Annotated in this window: 16 protein-coding genes and 1 pseudogene; 12 read left to right on the top strand and 5 right to left on the bottom strand. The window is 69.4% G+C overall.

Annotated features, from left to right (window positions below):
- The first annotated feature begins 8 nt into the window (after positions 1-8).
- Both AC07CM_RS19385 and AC07CM_RS19380 read left to right on the top strand, forming a co-directional pair.
- Positions 9-1,304, top strand: coding sequence for a DUF1479 domain-containing protein (locus tag AC07CM_RS19385; protein ID WP_478877620.1), 1,296 nt, complete (start codon positions 9-11; stop codon positions 1,302-1,304).
- A 1,016-nt stretch (positions 1,305-2,320) separates the two neighbouring features.
- A pseudogene (locus tag AC07CM_RS19380) lies at positions 2,321-2,830 on the top strand (IS701 family transposase); the annotation flags it as partial.
- 78 nt (positions 2,831-2,908) lie between these two features.
- Here the strand turns inward: AC07CM_RS19380 and AC07CM_RS19375 are convergent.
- On the bottom strand, positions 2,909-3,394 hold the full coding sequence (locus tag AC07CM_RS19375) for a VOC family protein (protein ID WP_478877619.1): 486 nt from the start codon (positions 3,392-3,394) through the stop codon (positions 2,909-2,911).
- A gap of 205 nt (positions 3,395-3,599) precedes the next feature.
- The gene (locus tag AC07CM_RS19370) at positions 3,600-4,043 is read right to left on the bottom strand and encodes a DUF8189 domain-containing protein (RefSeq protein WP_478877618.1); all 444 of its coding nucleotides are present in this window, start codon (positions 4,041-4,043) and stop codon (positions 3,600-3,602) included.
- Between the two features lie 506 nt (positions 4,044-4,549).
- Here AC07CM_RS19370 and AC07CM_RS19365 point away from each other — a divergent pair.
- The 3 genes from AC07CM_RS19365 (at position 4,550) to infA (ending at position 6,301) form a co-directional block, all read left to right on the top strand.
- Entirely contained in the window at positions 4,550-4,918 is a 369-nt protein-coding gene (locus AC07CM_RS19365; protein WP_478877617.1) for a nuclear transport factor 2 family protein, read from the top strand.
- A gap of 370 nt (positions 4,919-5,288) precedes the next feature.
- A complete protein-coding gene (locus AC07CM_RS19360; protein ID WP_478877616.1) occupies positions 5,289-6,080 on the top strand; it encodes a GNAT family N-acetyltransferase in 792 nt (263 codons plus the stop codon).
- On the top strand, positions 6,077-6,301 hold the full coding sequence (gene infA, locus AC07CM_RS19355; protein WP_307035307.1) for a translation initiation factor IF-1: 225 nt from the start codon (positions 6,077-6,079) through the stop codon (positions 6,299-6,301). The genes AC07CM_RS19360 and infA overlap by 4 nt, the downstream gene beginning before the upstream one ends.
- A 9-nt stretch (positions 6,302-6,310) precedes the next feature.
- Here infA and AC07CM_RS19350 read toward each other — a convergent pair whose 3' ends face one another.
- On the bottom strand, positions 6,311-6,742 hold the full coding sequence (locus tag AC07CM_RS19350) for a transposase (protein WP_478877615.1): 432 nt from the start codon (positions 6,740-6,742) through the stop codon (positions 6,311-6,313).
- Between the two features lie 96 nt (positions 6,743-6,838).
- Here AC07CM_RS19350 and AC07CM_RS19345 point away from each other — a divergent pair, with 96 nt between their 5' ends.
- Positions 6,839-7,174: an LppU/SCO3897 family protein gene (locus AC07CM_RS19345; protein ID WP_478877614.1), complete on the top strand. Its 336-nt coding sequence runs from the start codon at positions 6,839-6,841 to the stop codon at positions 7,172-7,174.
- 33 nt (positions 7,175-7,207) lie between these two features.
- Here the strand turns inward: AC07CM_RS19345 and AC07CM_RS19340 are convergent, their stop codons facing one another.
- Together AC07CM_RS19340 and AC07CM_RS19335 are read right to left on the bottom strand one after the other, a co-directional pair.
- On the bottom strand, positions 7,208-7,339 hold the full coding sequence (locus AC07CM_RS19340) for a hypothetical protein (protein WP_478877613.1): 132 nt from the start codon (positions 7,337-7,339) through the stop codon (positions 7,208-7,210).
- Between the two features lie 214 nt (positions 7,340-7,553).
- Positions 7,554-7,724 (bottom strand): hypothetical protein, encoded by a 171-nt coding sequence (locus tag AC07CM_RS19335; protein WP_478877612.1) that lies wholly within the window; start codon positions 7,722-7,724, stop codon positions 7,554-7,556.
- A gap of 568 nt (positions 7,725-8,292) precedes the next feature.
- Here AC07CM_RS19335 and AC07CM_RS19330 point away from each other — a divergent pair.
- The 6 genes from AC07CM_RS19330 (at position 8,293) to AC07CM_RS19305 (ending at position 15,568) form a co-directional block, all read left to right on the top strand.
- Positions 8,293-10,275 (top strand): sensor histidine kinase, encoded by a 1,983-nt coding sequence (locus AC07CM_RS19330; protein ID WP_478877611.1) that lies wholly within the window; start codon positions 8,293-8,295, stop codon positions 10,273-10,275.
- Positions 10,272-10,691, top strand: coding sequence for a roadblock/LC7 domain-containing protein (locus AC07CM_RS19325; RefSeq protein WP_478877610.1), 420 nt, complete (start codon positions 10,272-10,274; stop codon positions 10,689-10,691). The genes AC07CM_RS19330 and AC07CM_RS19325 overlap by 4 nt, the downstream gene beginning before the upstream one ends.
- 286 nt (positions 10,692-10,977) lie before the next feature.
- On the top strand, positions 10,978-11,298 hold the full coding sequence (locus AC07CM_RS19320) for a PadR family transcriptional regulator (RefSeq protein ID WP_478877609.1): 321 nt from the start codon (positions 10,978-10,980) through the stop codon (positions 11,296-11,298).
- Positions 11,295-12,140 carry a hypothetical protein gene (locus AC07CM_RS19315; protein ID WP_478877608.1) on the top strand — a complete coding sequence of 282 codons (846 nt, stop codon included), beginning with the start codon at positions 11,295-11,297 and terminating at the stop codon, positions 12,138-12,140. Before AC07CM_RS19320 ends, AC07CM_RS19315 begins: the two co-directional genes overlap by 4 nt.
- Before the next feature lie 779 nt (positions 12,141-12,919).
- A complete protein-coding gene (locus AC07CM_RS19310) occupies positions 12,920-13,999 on the top strand; it encodes a CapA family protein (RefSeq protein ID WP_478877607.1) in 1,080 nt (359 codons plus the stop codon).
- Between the two features lie 438 nt (positions 14,000-14,437).
- Entirely contained in the window at positions 14,438-15,568 is a 1,131-nt protein-coding gene (locus AC07CM_RS19305; RefSeq protein WP_478877606.1) for a hypothetical protein, read from the top strand.
- Positions 15,569-15,840 lie beyond the last annotated feature (272 nt).

The following is a 15,840-nucleotide window of genomic DNA, read 5'->3' as shown; positions in this document are numbered from 1 at the left end:
AGCCGGCGATGACACTCACCGCTGACCAGCAGCAGACGACCGCGGGACTGCCGCACTGGGAGACCGTCCCCGCGGACCTGCCCGCCGCCATCCGCGCGGTCAAGACGGCCCTGCGAGCCCGCATCGAGGCCTCGGGCCGGAGCGTGGCCGAGGTCTTCGCCGTCGCCGAGCGCCGCGTGGCCGCCCGGGTCGCCGAGATCAAGGCCGACAGGGAGGCCGGAGAGAGCGTCTGGCCGGTCATCGACTACGCCGACATCGAGAACGGCACCGTGACCCCGGCGCAGACGGCCAAGCTGAAGCGGCGCGGCTGTCTGGTCGTACGCGGCCACTTCCCGCGCGAGCGGGCGCTCGCCTGGGACGCCGGCATCGTCGACTACGTCGAACGGAACAAGTTCTTCGAGAACTACGCCGGCCCGGGCGACGACTTCTTCGGCAGCGTCGGCTCCAAGCCCGAGATCTACCCGATCTACTGGTCCGGGGCCCAGATGGAGGCCCGGCAGAGCGACCGCATGGCGCGCGTCCAGTCCTTCCTGAACTCCTTCTGGAAGCACACCTCCGCGGGCGTGCAGTGGTTCGACCCCGACCGTGACGCCCTGTACCCGGACCGGATCCGACGCCGTCCGCCGGGCACCGACTCCGGTGGACTCGGCACCCACTGCGACCCCGGCACCCTCGACCTGTGGATGACCCGGGCGTACCAGCAGGCGTTCCGGCACCTGTTCGAGGGCACCGTCGAGAGCTACGACCCCTGGGACGCGGCCCACCGCACGGCCGGGCCCCAGTACCCGGGCTCGACCATGTGCTCGGCGTTCCGCACGTTCCAGGGCTGGACCGCCCTGTCCGACATGGACCACGACCAGGGGGTCCTGCACACGGTGCCCGTCCCCGAGGCGATGGCCTACCTGATGCTGCGCCCGCTGCTGCCGGACGTGCCCGAGGACGACATGTGCGGTGTCACGGTCAACCAGGTCTTCCCCGCGAGCGAGACGTGGCATCCGCTGCTCATGGAGGCGCTCACCGGCATCCCGGACGTGCGGGCCGGCGACTCGGTCTGGTGGCACTGCGACATGATCCACAGCGTCGCACCGGTGACGAACCAGAAGGGCTGGGGCAACGTCATGTACATCCCCGCCGCCCCCTGGTGCCCGCGCAACGAGGAGTACGCCGCCTCCGTCCGCGAGGCCTTCGTCACCGGCTCCAGCCCGAGCGACTTCCCCGAGGAGCACTACGAGCGGTCCTGGCCGGACCGCTTCACCACCGAGCGGCTCAACACCACCGGCCGCCGGGGGCTCGGCTTCGAGTGATCCACCAGGTGCGGCAAGGGAGTTATCGTTTGCGGCACCGAGGGGGAGGGGAGCGAGCCGTGGACGAGGGCGAAGCGGACGCGGGGCCCGGGGCGCGGGTGTTCGCCCCGTTGCCGGGCCGCACGGAGGACGGGAGGCAGGCGTTCCGCGCCTGCCTGGAGGAGCTGATCCGGTTCTTCGGCGTCGACGCCGACCGGGAACGGGCCGCCCATCCGGAGTGGACCCCGGAGCGGGTGGCGCGAGTGGCGCTGCGCAGGACCCTCACCACCCGGCAGGCGCTTCCCGAGCGGGCATTCGCCCCGCTCCTCGACGCGGCGGTGCTGGACCCCGACCCCAGCTTCAACCGTCAGTTCGTCGAACCGGCTCTGAACGCCTTCGGCCGCCGGCGCGTCCGGCTGGCGTTGCTCGACCGTCTGCGTACGGGCACCGACGGGCAGCGCGCCGGCGCGGCACGGGCCTGGTACTGGACAGGGCTGCCGCTCAGGCGCCGGCAGCCGGGGGTGGAGGCCGGGGACGAGGGCACGGCGGACGTCGTCGCCGCCTGGCACGAGGCCGCGCTGCGAGAGTTCGTCGCCAACGAGCACGTGGACGTACGGCGGTGCGTCCTGCCCGGGCTGCCGCTCCACCCGAAGGCGTACCCGGCGCATCTGCACGCGCTCGTCGACACCGCCGTGGCGATCGCCCGGGCACACCCCGACGACTACATCCGGCATCGCGTCGAGTCCAGCTGCACGTCTGAGTCGAGGGCGGCAAGGGGGTTCGACCGCTCTCGGGGACTCACCGGGTTCGGCGCCCAGTGGGGAGGTGGGCGGCATGAGGTTGGACCGCCTTTGGGGACCTATGGGGAGGCGGGCGGCAACGAGTTCGATCACCACAGGGGCCACCGAGTCCAGCGCCCATGGGGAGGCGGCGGGACTCGGCTCAGGTCGACGCCCGCACCACCAGCCGGCACGGCACCGTGTGGGTCAAAGAGGCCCTCGCCAACGGCGCCGACCCCCTCCACCACACACACGGTCGGCACGAAGGGCCACCGCTTCTACGACTGGGCCGTCATCGACCTCGCCGGCCCGGGGCCGGGCTACCGTCAGCCGCTGATCCGGCGCAACCGCACCACTGGTGAACTCGCTTACTACCGCTGCCATTCCACCTCGCCGGTCCCGCTGAGCACCCTGGTCAAGACGGCTGGTTCCAGGTGGCGGGTGGAGGAAGCCTTCCAGGCCGAGAAGGGCCTGGCCGGGCTCGATGAGCACCATGTCCGCCGCTACCCCGCCTGGAGCCGCTGGGCCACCCTCGCCATGCTCGCCCACGCCTTCCTCGCCGTCGTTCGCGGCGACGAACACGCCCACCACCCCGGGCCAGGTGAGCTGATCCCACTCACCTGCAACGAGATCCAGCGCCTGTTCGTCACACTCGTTGTCCAGCCCTTCCACGACGCGGATCATCGGCTCAGCTGGTCCCACTGGCGACGTCGTCACCAGGCCCGATCGCGGGCCGGCCATTACCAGTGGCAAGCAGCCCCGGCATGACCGAGCGGTTCAGTCGGCGAGTTCCGTCAGGTACGGCGCTCGGTATTCGGTCCGGATCACCGCGCGCACGGGGTCCAGTCACCCGGCGGTGGCCAGGCGGCGCCGAAGCTCCTCCTGCGAGACGTCTTTCACGTGGGTCAGAAATACCCACATGTGACCTGAAGGGTCCTTGAGGATGACGGTGCGGTCACCGTGGAACATGTCCTTCGGCGGCTGGAGGATCTCAGCGCCGGCGGCTTCTGCGCGCTCCGCCAGGCTGTCGACGTCCGGCACGAAGACATGCAGCGTGACGGACGTACCTCCGCCGAGCGAGGTCGGCGCGGCGAAGGAGGCGGCCTCCGCCTCGTCCACGCCGGCGTCGCCCAGCATCAGGGCCGACCGTCCGATGGTGATCTCGGCGTGCAGAATCCCGCCACCCGGAGCGTCGATCCTGAAGTCCTCACGGGCGCCGAACGCCCGCTGGTAGAAATCGATCGCCGCGGCGGCGTCGTCGACCATGATGTGCGGGATCACGGCATAGCGGTAGCGGTCGGGGATCTCGATGTGGTCTGTGCGCTCGGTCACGGCGAACCTCCTTGAAAAGGCACCGCTGGTCGGTTCCTGCGGCTCTGGAAGGAACCTAAAAGCTCAAGTTTGATTGAGGTCAAGCGTCGATGCCCTGGCGTGCTGCTCGACGTTGTTCGGCAGGCAGCGGCAGCACCGCCCAGGCCCCGGGCACGAGCGCGGGCCTGGGCGGCGGCTGCGGTCGGGTGACGCCGTACGGTCGGGATCAGGCGGGCGGGCCGTCGAAGGAGGACCACTCAGACCAGGCGTCGTCGGGGTCGGTGCTCACCTTCCACGAAGACACGGAACCGGTGTCGGTGCCGACCACGATCTGCGGCCGACCATCCGTCAGGGTAGCCACGCCCACGCTGCGGGCCGATCCCGGCAGGCCGTTGAACTTCGTCCAGTCGGCCCAGGCGGCGCTCGGGTCGGTGGTCACCTTCCAGGTGGTCCACAGCTCGCCGCCGTCGGTCACGGCGAATATCTGCGGCCGTTCGTCCGTGAGCGGGGCCGCGGCCAGCGACACCACGCGGCCGTGGACGAAATTGAACGGCTGCCAGCCGGTCCAGCCGGCGTCCGGGAGCTCGCTCACCTTCCACCTGGTGAACAGCCCATGGCCGCTTGCCGCGAACAGCTGCGGACGGCCGTCCGTGAGACGTGCTGACGTCATGCTTCGAACAGACATGTGATCCGTTTCCTCTCCAACGCTCAGGCGGGCGTTCACACCCCCACGCCCCCCGTTCCAGCGTTCACGCGGCCCACACGGATGCAAGCCGGGCGCATGGGTCAATCGGCCAAGCGGGTGAAGGTTCGCCCGGCGAGGAATCCATCGAGAACGGAGCGTGGTGTGAGCGTGGAACAGGAGCGCTGGGAGCTGGTGGCCGAGTTTGTCCGGGGCCACTGCGGAGGGGGGAGGGAAGCAGCAGGGGAGTTGATGTTGGTTGAAGGGCTGTCCCCCCATCGGAAAGGTGTGCGGACAGCACCGGTCGGTTGTGCCGCAGGTTCGAGTCCGGTGATCTGCTTTGGTGGGCCGCGGCATTACCTGGGTGGTAATCGCGTCGCCGGGCGGGACGCGGCAGGGTGGGGGTATCGGGTTTCGGGCCGGCGCACTCCGGCTCGGAGCCCGGCCCAACTGACCTGAATGACGGGCCACTTCACCGTGAATGGAGTCCCGACATGTCGATCTACGTTGCCGCCGTCGCCCGCTACTTCGAGGCGTGGAAGGCCACCGACGCCGACACGCTCGCCAAGGCGGTTGCCGTGGCGTGGTCGGAGGAGGGTACCTACACCGACCCGCTGGCCGACGTGCGCGGTCACGAGCAGATCGCCGCGGTCATCCGGGCGGCGCACGAGCAGTTCCCCGGCTTCGAGTTCAGGCCGGCCGGTGACGTGGACGGCAACCATCACATCGCCCGCTTCAACTGGGAGCTGGTGTCCACTACCGACGGCTCGGCGCCGGTCGCCGGCTCGGACGTGGTCACCTTGGCCGAGGACGGCCGGATCACCTCCACCCTCGGCTTCCTCGACCGGCTCCCTCAGGCATGAATCGTCGCCCAGAAGGCGACTGAGAGAATTGTCGGCGGTCATGCTTTTCCCCACGTCCGGCCGCTTGAGCGTGACCGTCTTCGTAGCAGTCTCGCGGGCTGCGCCTCCCTCTCGTTGGCTTGCAGCCCCATCTGCTGGAGACGCCTCAAGAAGCCAGGATCATGATCGCGTTACGAGCTCGAAGGAAAGCATTTGAGCGAGGCGACGCCCCGCTGCTACTTTCCGGGTGGACCGTGAAGTCGTCGTATGGAGGTGAGCCCCGTGAACACAGTTACCCATGGGTGCTCCCTCAACCCGTCACGGTCCGGCGGCTGACATTCGGTGTCGCCAGGAGCGCCTGAGATCGAGGCACTCCTGGAAGGAGACTCCGATGAACACAAAGCCTTTCACATCTGGCCTGAGCGAGAACGCGGTTATGATCACGCGCGTCGCGGACAGGCAATGGCATGCACTGGATGACGACCTGGTGGTCGGCCGCGGACATGCGGAGCACCGGTCCGACGGACGCTTGTTCGTCAGCATCGACGCCTGGCACGACGCCACCTTCGACCGCCTCGCCGAGGCGATGCTGGCAGAACTGCCGGCGCCGCTGTACACGGTGGTCGACGAAGCCGACGTCGAGCTGACGGCCGGCTGGCAACGGGCCGGCTTCACGATCCGGCGCCGCGAGTGGGAGTACGTCGTGCCGACCGACCCGCGAGTCACAGGACTCGAAGCAGTCCTGCCGCCTTCGGGCGTGACGATCGTGCCCGCCGGTCAAGCGGACGAGAGTCTGCTGCGAGCGGCGGACCGCGCGATCCGTGACGAAGTCGAGGCGAGCGTCGGGTGGCAGTCGATGCCCGCGGAGGTAATTCCCCGCCCCGAAGGCGACACCATCGTCGACCCGTCGAAGTACGCGGTGGCCGCGGCGCCGGACCTCTACCTGGGGCTGATCCGGGTGGTTACGGTGAACCGGCCGCGCATCGGGCTGGTCGCGGTCCGGGCGGGCGAGCAGCGCCGCGGCATCGCGCGGGCGCTGCTGGCCCACGCGCTGGGGACGCTGCATCGTTCCGGGTTCGCCGCGGCCTGGACCGAAGTCCACGAGTCCAACCAAGCAGCCTCGGCGCTGCTCGAAGGCATCGGCGCCAGGCCGATGAGCAGCAACCTGGAGCTGGTGCGATGACGAAGAGCAAGAACGTCATCGAAGTCGAGGGCAAGGTCGTCGAGTGCTTGCGCAGCGCCATGTTCACCGTGCAGCTCGAGAACGGCCACCAGGTGCTCGCACACATCAGCGGGAAGATCCGCAAGAACTACATCAAGATCATGCTGGAAGACCGGGTGCTGGTGGAGCTCCCGCCGTACGACCTGACGCGCGGCCGGATCGTGTTCCGGTACCGGAACTAGCGGCGGTCGTCACCTTCCGCGGTAGCTGATCCTGGGGCCCCGGCCACGGCGTTTCCGTGACCGGGGCCCCGATGGTGGCTCGCACGGCCGCGGCAGCCACCGCTCCAGCCGCCGCCAGCAGGTCTGGCCCGATCCGAACCCCAGTTCCAGGGGCAGCAGTTGCGAGGCGAAGTCCCTGTGCAGCACGCACAGGACGCCCCGCAAGCACAGCCGATCCGGCACCGGCCGCAGGCCGGGAGCCTTCCCGGGCCAGGACGGCAGCGGCGGCGCGATCAGTGCCCACAGGCCATCGCCCACGCCAGCCGCTTCCGGTTCGAGGCCTGACAGATCCAGCGCATCGTCGACCGCCTGCGTCTCCAGCCGACGCACCACCGCCGTCAGCAGCGCGGCCCGCCGCGGCTCCGGCGCCCGCTCGAAACGCCAGGGACGGTCGCTGATCATCACCAGCAGTCGGGCGCCCAACGACTGGTATCCCCTGTTCCCTGGCTGTGTAGGCGAGCACGGGCTCCGGCCCAGTTCTTGTGGTCGTCGTGGCTGGTGGATTCACGGGCCCGACTCGAGGCTGCACGAACCAGCCTGGCCCGCTGCACCAGGGACGTAGCAACCCTCTCCGACACGAAGGACCAGTCCTCGACGCTCAAGGCCGGTGACTGCTTCCACAACATCGGGACGGACAAGGAAGCGAAGACCAAGAAGCTCGGCTGCACTGACCCGCACGCCGACTACAAGGTCCTGAAGATGGACAAGGACGGAGTCGTCGATACCCTCTCGTGCTCCGACGTCCCGGGCACGACCGGCTCGCTCACCCGGTCAGGTGCCGGAAAATGGTTCGTCGTTTGTTTCAAGGAAAACGGCGAGAAGGGCAAGAAGTAGCCGGGCGCAGCCTATGGCCTGTCCGTAAATGTTCTACGGCATGCTGGTCGGCCAGCGCCCTTCTCCGTCACCGGCGAGGGCGAGGGCGAGGGCGAGGGCGTGCAAGCGGGCGACGCCGAGCATGGCATTGCCCGACGCGCCGGAACCGACGGCGACCACCGGCATGCCGGGCGCCAGATCGCACAGTCCTTCGACCGCGCACCCGTTCTCGGGGGCCTTCCGTCACAGTCGACGTACCCCTCGCCGCTACGGTGGGGCTCGATGCAACCGGCGTGTGCGGCATCGTGGTCGTACGCGGAGGCGTGCTGGGCGAGGAAGGCCCCGGCGCAGGCGGCGGCCCCGATCCGGCTGCCATAAGGCTCTGGGGTGGCCGCCGCGTTCACAGCGCCGTGACACGCACCGAACGGAAGTCCAACGCCTGACCCACCTCATTCAGAACCTGCGCGGCCGTGCGGCTCACCTCAGCCGGTATGTCACCCCGCTCCGCGATGAGCTTGTCGTAGATCGGCGCATCGCCGAGCGCCGGCCGGGCGTCATGCTGCTGCTTCACTGTTGTGCCTCTTCCCCGTTTACGAAACGGTAGAGAGTGTACGGGGCACCACCGGGAGTGGTTTTCAGCGGCAGGGATCCGGCTGTGTGAGTTGCTGCGTCAGGCGGAGGTCCTGGTCAGCTCGCAGGCCGCGCAACCGCTCCCAGCCCGGCCCTCCGGAGTGCCGGATTTCCTCCTCCTCCGGCACGGCCTGAGACCGCTCATCTCTCTTACTCTGTCGGCAGGAGGGCCCGACTCGGCGCTCTTTCGGCCTAACCGGGGGGGCGATGTCTGCCGGACGGTTGCTCTGCACCCGTCCCGCCCTGCCCGGTCACCGTCTTCCGGCCTGCGGTGTGAGGGCGGCGCAACTCAACTTCCCACGCGGTCTAACAGGTCGGTAACCAGCCGCTACGGCGGTCGGTCTAGCTTCCTGACTATGAGGGCGTGGAAACGATTTCGGCTGCTGCCTGGCAGGCTCGGCGCAATCGGCAAGGCCGGTTTCGCCATTGGCGGTGCAGCGCGCAGCCATGGTGACCGCACAGCTCCCGGCCGCAGGCCGCTCCCGGGCTGGCGCAGCATCAGAGGCCGTGTGGCAGTGGTCATCACGGTCCCGATCTGCTTGCTGCTGGCAGTGGCCGGTCTGGCCGTGTACGGCCGCGCTGAGGCCCTCGGCGACGCCCGGACGACCCGTGCCGAGGTTGGCCTCAGCCTGCGGGTCCAGGCCCTGGTCCACCAGCTGCAACGCGAACGCGGCCTGACGAACGGCCTGTTAGGCGGTGAGGAGAGCTACCGCACGCCGCTGACCGCCACTCGCAAGGGCGTGGACACGGCGCTGCGCAGAATGCGCTCCGAACCCGACGTCGAGGATGTCATCCAGCGGCACTTGCGGCGCCTCTCCACCATCCGCGCCGCCGCCGACAGGGGCACCGTCGGCACGAACTCCGCCGACCGGAACGTCGCCCTCACCTTCTACACCACCGCCATCGACGCCCTCAACGCCGTCGACCCGGTAGCGGAGACCGCGACTGGCTCCAGCCGTCAACTGCAAGACAAGACAGCGGCATTACGGGAACTGGCCGCGGCCAAGGAGTCAGTCGCTCTCGAACGCGGCTTCCTCAACGGCGTGTTCGCCGAAGGTGGTTTTCACGGCCGCGAGTACCTCACCTTCACGGAGATACGTGCCACACGCGTCGCCGCCCTCGCCCGTTTCCGGCAGGTCGCCACCGCACCCCAGCGTGCGGCCCTGAAGAAGGCTTTCAGCACCGCGGACGCCGAACGCGCCGGCGTCTACGAGAACCGGGCGGAAGCCGCTGCCGACGGCTCCGCGCTGCACGCCGACGCCGGCGCCTGGTGGGATGCGATGACCGTACTCGTCGACGATCTGTACGTCGTCCAGCAGTCGGTCGGGGACGACGCGAGAGACCAGGCCGACCGGCTCAGCCACGACGCCGAGATCGGCCTCGCCGCCTATCTCGTCGCGGGAGCACTCATGGCCGCCCTCGTCGCAGGCCTCGCCGTTTTTGCCTCCCGTTCCCTCACGCGCCCGCTCGGCGCGCTCGCCGAGGCCGCCCACGACGTGGCGCGGAACCGGCTGCCCGCGACCGTCGCCCGTATTCAGCGGTCCCCACAGGACGATGCAGAGTGCTTCCCGTCGGCGGACGTGCCGGACAACCCCGATTCACGTCTGCTGGGTGGCGCGGCGGAGATCGCTGAGGTCGCGGCGTCCCTGCAGCAGGTGGAACTCACCGCCCTCCGCCTGGCCGCCCAGCAGGCGGGCCTGCGCCGTAACACCACCGCATCGCTCGCCGATCTCGGCCGCCGCAACCAGAACCTCGTGCGCCGTCAGCTCAGCCTCATCACCCGCCTGGAGCGGCAGGAACTCGACCCGGACGCCCTCGCCGAGCTCTTCGAGCTCGACCACCTCGCCACCCGTATGCGGCGCAACGCCGAAAGCCTTCTGGTGCTGGCCGGTCAGAATCCACCGCGGCCCACGGCGGCACCCGCCGACGGCCTGGAAGTCGTCCAGTCCGCCGTCGCCGAGGTGGAGCAGTACAGGCGGGTCCTGATCGCCACCGTGGAGCCGGTGCGGGTGCGCGGGCACGCCGTCGCCGATGTGGCCCATCTCCTTGCCGAGCTCATCGAGAACGGGCTGACTTTCTCGCCACCGACCGAACCGGTCGAGGTGCACGGCTGGTACGACACCGAGGACGACACGTACTGCTTCGCTGTCGTCGACCACGGCATCGGCATGTCCGAAGCCGACAAGGAACGTGCCAACGCCCGCCTCTCCGACGCCGGCGAGGAAGCTTTCCTCGCCGCACCCACCCGGTTCCTGGGCCACCTCGTCGTCGGCCGACTCGCCCACCGCCTCGGTGAAGGCGCCCAAGTCCACCTCTTCGACACCACCGGCGGCGGCCTGTCCGCACTCCTTGCCCTCCCAGGGCGCCTGCTCACCCCCGTGCAGGGCCTCTCCACTTCGCCCATCAGACCCGCTCTTTCCTCCCTGCTCAACGGCTTTAGAGCAGGTGTCGCCCGTGCCGAGGCCCGAAGCACACCAGGAGCGTCATCGTGACCACCGCCGTCCAGAATTTCGGCTGGCTCATCTCGGAGTTCGTACGCACCACCGACGGCGTCACCGATGCCGTCGCCGTCTCCTCCGACGGCCTGCTCATGGCCGCCTCGGACAGCCTCGGCCGAGATCGCGCCGATCACCTCGCCGCCGTCGTCTCCGGCATCACGAGCCTCGCCCAGAACGCCGCGACGGTACACGGCTTCCACGGCATGAAGCTCGTCATGATCGAAATGCTCGGCGGCTTCCTCATGGTCGGTCGCATACGCGACGGCAGCTGCCTCGGCGTCCTCGCCGCCGAGGGGTGCGACGTCGGCCTGGTCGGCTACGAAATGGCCGTCCTCGCCGACCGCGCCGGCGAACTGCTCACCCCGCAGTTGGTGCTCGACCTCCACTCCGCTCCCCTGACCGCGGGATAGTTGCGCCGCGCTTCGGCTACCCATGCCTCAGGACCGGGCATCCGCGGCAGATCAGCATCGTCCACGCGCATCGCATATGTGCCACGAGCGCAGAGGCCCTCCTGTCCGCCGGGACGGAAGGGCTCTGACCAGGTGACTCCTACCGCATCCGCTCCAGCGGCAGTTGTCCGATCCCGGGAGATGCTCGACATCTCGGTCCCAGCCCGTGGTTGACGCATGAGGCCACTACTACGTACTACGAAGTATCGTATAGCGTAGTAGTCGGGAGGAACGAAGGAGGTGCCCGATGCCACGTCAACGGGACCGCGTCGGATGGGCCGAACCCGCGCTGCTGATCCTGGTCAGCCTGGCCGACGGCCCCAAGCACGGCTACGCGATCACCAAGGACGTCGAGGAACAGACATCCATCAGGCTGGGACCGGGCACGCTGTATGCCGCCATCGCGCGGCTGGAGGAACGCGGCCTGGTCGCGCCGCTGGACGAGGACGAGCGTCGGCGGCCCTACCGCATCACCGCGGAAGGCCAGACCGTGCTCGACGACAAACTCCGGGCGATGGCCCGCTTCGCACGCACCGGGTTGACCCGACTGGGGGTAGCAAACGCGTGATCGACATGGCAGCCCGGCTGGCCTTGCGGGCATACCCTCCCTCGTTCCGGGAGCGCTACGGTTGCGAACTCGAAGCGCTGGTCGAGGACACCGGTGCCCGCCCAAGCGTCGTCGCGGACCTCCTCATTGGCGCGCTGCGGGCATGGCTTCACCCGGTGATGCCCGATGAGTCGGCCGAACGGCGCCGCCGCCGCATGCAGGCAAGCGTCGCCACCACCTGGGTCACCTGGTGCGCCGCACTGTATGCCCTGCCGATAGTGCACTTCATCCTGTCCGAGGAACCTTGGCCGACTCCGGGCCTGGTGCGCCGACTGCTCGACGTTGCGCAGTACGCCATGTACGGCGCTGGGCTCATCCTGCTGGTCGGCGCCCTCGCGCTCCTTGCGGAAACCTTCAGAACCGGCGACTGGACCGCGTGGCGCCCGCTGGTGGCACTTATCCCGACGCTGCCCACGTGGCTGATCGCACCGTTGCTCCTGGCGTTCGCCTCCATCGAACCGCTCTCCTATTGGGTCGGGGCCTTGGGGGTGCTTGGGCCGGCGGCGTTCCTCATTACCGTGGCGGTGACGCCTGCTGTCGTCGTCACCCGGTGTCGACCATCTGCCAAGGTCTTGCGGCTGCTTGCCCTGTCCGGGGTTGCGGTGGCGTTCGCCGTGACGATGACAGGCATCGCCTGCGTCGCGGCGTTGATCATGAATACCGCTGACGCGGCCCAACTGGTCGCGATGCCCATACCCGCCGTCACCGTTGCCGCTTCTACGGCAGCCTTGGTCAGCTCCGGTCGCGGAGCCAAGGCTGCGCTCCACAGGGAGCAGGCGGTGGATCTTGATGGTGACGTATGAGTGGCACTGCGATGCTCCCGCTCCAGGTGCCGCCGTAGGTGAGGAACAGCCATGATGGCGGCATGCCCCGTTCAAACTCCGTCACTGAGGTTGAACTCGTAGTGCCGTAAGGGCTGACGGCTCCTGAACCGCCCGGTATCCCCGGGATGCGGTATCCACGGGGTGGCGGGCTCGCCGTCGAACGGCAGCAGTTCCGCGAGCAGCTACGGCTTCGGGCAGCCACGCGGTTCGCCCGGGGTGAGATGAACGCGGTGATCGCCAAGGACCGCGAAGGCGGCTTCGACGACCCAGCGATGGACCCCGGGCTGGAGCCGTGCTCGGTGGTACGGGGGGGCGGCGATCGGCTGGATGCCCAGCCGCCCTGGCCGGTGGCGGTAGGTGTCCTGGCCGCGGTCGTGGACTGTGACTCTGGGCGTCACGGAGATGCCGGGAGGGACTGCAGGACAGCGCTCATGTCACGGCTTGTCCGGTCCGACGTCTTGTCTCTCACGTTGTCTGCGGGGCCGGTTGTGTTGCCGCCTCGCCGGACACTACGCCCGCCCGCTCGCTCGGCCCGCGGCCGGTGCCACGAGACGGCGCGGACGGCGTCGAGCGCGAGCGCGAACGGGAACGGGAACGGTGTCGGGAACACGCCGGGGATGACCGTGCGTGAAGGACGGGTACCTGCTTCGTAGCATGAGCTGGTGATCACATCCGGCGGACAGTGTCCTCAGCAGCGGCGCGAGCGGCAGAAGGCGGTACGCCGCCGCCTGATCGCCCTCGGCCTGGTCGGGACCGGTGTGGTGGTCGTTGCGACGTTCGTGTTCCGTGGCGGCTCCGAGGGCGCAGCCTCCATCGGCTCCACCCAGACCCCCCTGCGGGCGGCCAGGATCACGGCGTCCGGTGCGCCGGCGGCGCCGCACCCTACAGGCAACGTGCGGATCGCTGCAGTGGGGGACATCGTGATGGGCTCGCTGCCGGACGACCTGCCGCCGGATGGCGGCGCCTCGTTCTTCGACCCTGTCGACGACCTGCTCGCCGGCGATGTGGTGCTCGGGAACCTGGAGGGCACGCTCACCACCGGCGGAACCAGCAAGTGCGAGTACATCGACGGCCCGAACTGCTTCGCGTTCCACGCCCCGCCGTCCTACAGCCGCTGGCTCAAGAAGGCCGGGTTCACGGCCATTAACGTGGCGAACAACCACGTCGACGACTTCGGGGCGGAGGGGCGGCGCCAGACGTTCGCCGCGCTGCGCTCCGTGAACATGCCGTTCACCGGCCGCCTGGGCCAGATCACCATCCAGCGGGTACACGGCATCCGGGTAGCACTGATCGGGTTTGCTCCCGACCGAGGGGCGAACGACCTCACGAACATCCCAGCCGCAAAGCGTCTTACCGCCCGCGCCGCAACGATGGCGGACATTGTGATCGTCACGATGCACGCCGGCGCGGAGGGCTCGGACCGCACCCACGTGGAGCCCGGCACCGAATACTTCCTCGGCGAGGATCGGGGCGACAGCTACCGCTTCAGCCGTGCGGTGATCGACGCCGGGGCCGACCTGGTCGTGGGCAGCGGTCCGCACGTGATGCGGGGAATGGAGTTCTACAAGGGCAGACTGATCGCCTACAGCCTGGGCAACTTCACCGGCTACAAGGTGCTCGGCCTCGGGGGCACACTCTCGACCAGCGGCGTGCTGCAAGTCACCCTCCGCGCCGACGGAACCTACGTGTCCGGGCGCCTGCGCCCGACCCAGATCGTGGAGCCGGGCACGCCGGAGCCGGGCGGCGAAGCAATCGACCTCGTCTCCAGCGTGTCGGAGGAGGACTTCGGCTCGCACGCCGCCCATATCTCGGCGGAAGGGACGATCCAGCGCCCGTAGTGGGGCACCGGAGACGGCTGCCTGCCGAGACCGGCCTGAGCATCAGACCCGAGGACCTCACCCGTGAGCAGGCCCTCGACCGGCGCGCCCACGCCGCCCGCGAAGGCGGTGTTCGACCACATCGACTAGTAGGCGAGACATCGGCCCGGGTCTGTTCACCAGACAGTTCGTGGACCAGATGCAGCGCCCGTTGGGCCTCGGGCACCCGAACCTCGTCTCCCGCGCGGGCCGGCATGGCCTCGGGACTGGTGGGCTCGCATGTTGAGGTGGCGCGTATTCCTGGACGCGCATGGGACCTTGTCGCTCTGCGTCAACAGTCCATGCGGGGTCGGGACCGGTACTGAAGGCGGTGCGCCGGCGCTGGTTACCGGGGTCCCGCCTGGCCGCGCGCGGCACCCCGGGTCTGCCGCGCGCGGGCGGGTTGCTAGCGTCCCGGCCATGTCCGAGGCCGTGTTCAGGTGTGTCGACGAACTGATCGCGCAGATACGCGCCGGATCCGAGGAAGGATTCCGACGTGCGCTGGCCTCAGTGGGCGAGACCGCCCGTGCGGGCGGCCCGGCGGCACTCACGGCGGCCGTCGAGGCGCTGGCCCCGCATCTGCCGACCCTCCACGGCACGTTCGCCATGACGGCGGTGCTCGCTGGCGCGTGCGTCGAGTGGGGCGGATCGCCGGTCGCGCTCGCCGGGGTGCTGCCCGCGCGGGCGGCTGCGGCCATGCAGATGTTCGCGATGGTCCCCGCCCTGTGGGTGCAGGAGGTGCCGGACCGGTTCCCGCCGGCGCCGGACGACACTGCCATGGACGAGGTGGTGCGCGTCTGCGATGCCGTCGGCGCGCGGAACGGCTCCGACTCGGCGATGACGAGGGCGGTCGCACTGTCTTGGTTCGACGCCGAGGACTGGCTGAAGGCGACGATCACGGCCCTGATGCGCCGGGATTTCCGGGCCGCCGCAAGTACCGAGGACCTGCGGGAGCTCCGGGAGGCTGCCGAGGAGATCGTCGAACTGGCCGAGGTGGCCGAGGAGCTCGGCCTCGGCGGGATCGTCCGGCGCGCCGGGTGGGTGCAGCGGCTGGCCTCCGTGCTGGACGACGAGCCGCTGATCGTCCTCGACCGCGCGTCCGGGCGCGGTTTCGTGCTGACGATGAGCGGCATCGGGGACAACTTCCAGTTGCATACCCTCCTCGCGGACCGTCTCATCGGGAGCAGGATCCGGGGGCTGCTGCCAGGTGAGCGGCCCGCCCGGGCCTGGGTGGACGCCGCGACGTGCGGCAACCCTCGCACCGCCCCTGGCAAGCCCGTTCTCCGGCGCTTCCGCCTGTTCGACGGCCACGGCGGCTACGTCGCGCCCGAAGGCGTGCCCGCGGACATCAGACCGCTCGACGGTGCCCGGGTCCTCGTTCTCCACCCGCCGCTCGGCTCGTTCGGCTGGATGAACGGTCGCGTCTTCGAACAGATGGAACCCTCGCTGAGACTCGATCGCCGACTGACCCGACAAGAAGCAGCCGACTGGCTTGCCCGGGTCGCGCCCGCTCGCGAGACCGACCTCATGGCGCCCGCTGACGTCCCCTGACCGACGGCCGCCGCCGGACTGCCCAGACTTACTCACCGCGTATTTTCGGTCGAGCACGCTGGTCGGGTCCATCGGATGCCCGGGCTGTCGGCCGGGGAACAGCCAGGCCTTGCTGCGGCTGCTGGTCCGGGCGAGCGGGGCTGTTCTGCCAGGTGGGCGCGTACGAGATCGTCGATGGGCGCGGGCAGTGGGGATGGGGCCCCGAGCCGGAGTGCGACGGCATTACCGACGTCGATTACGTTCTCGGTGGCCAACCGGCGGCAATCATGACG

The organism is Streptomyces sp. NPDC044061 (assembly GCF_056434305.1).
The sequence above is the reverse complement of the archived record's forward strand: the minus strand, read 5'-3'. Positions and strand labels throughout refer to the sequence as shown.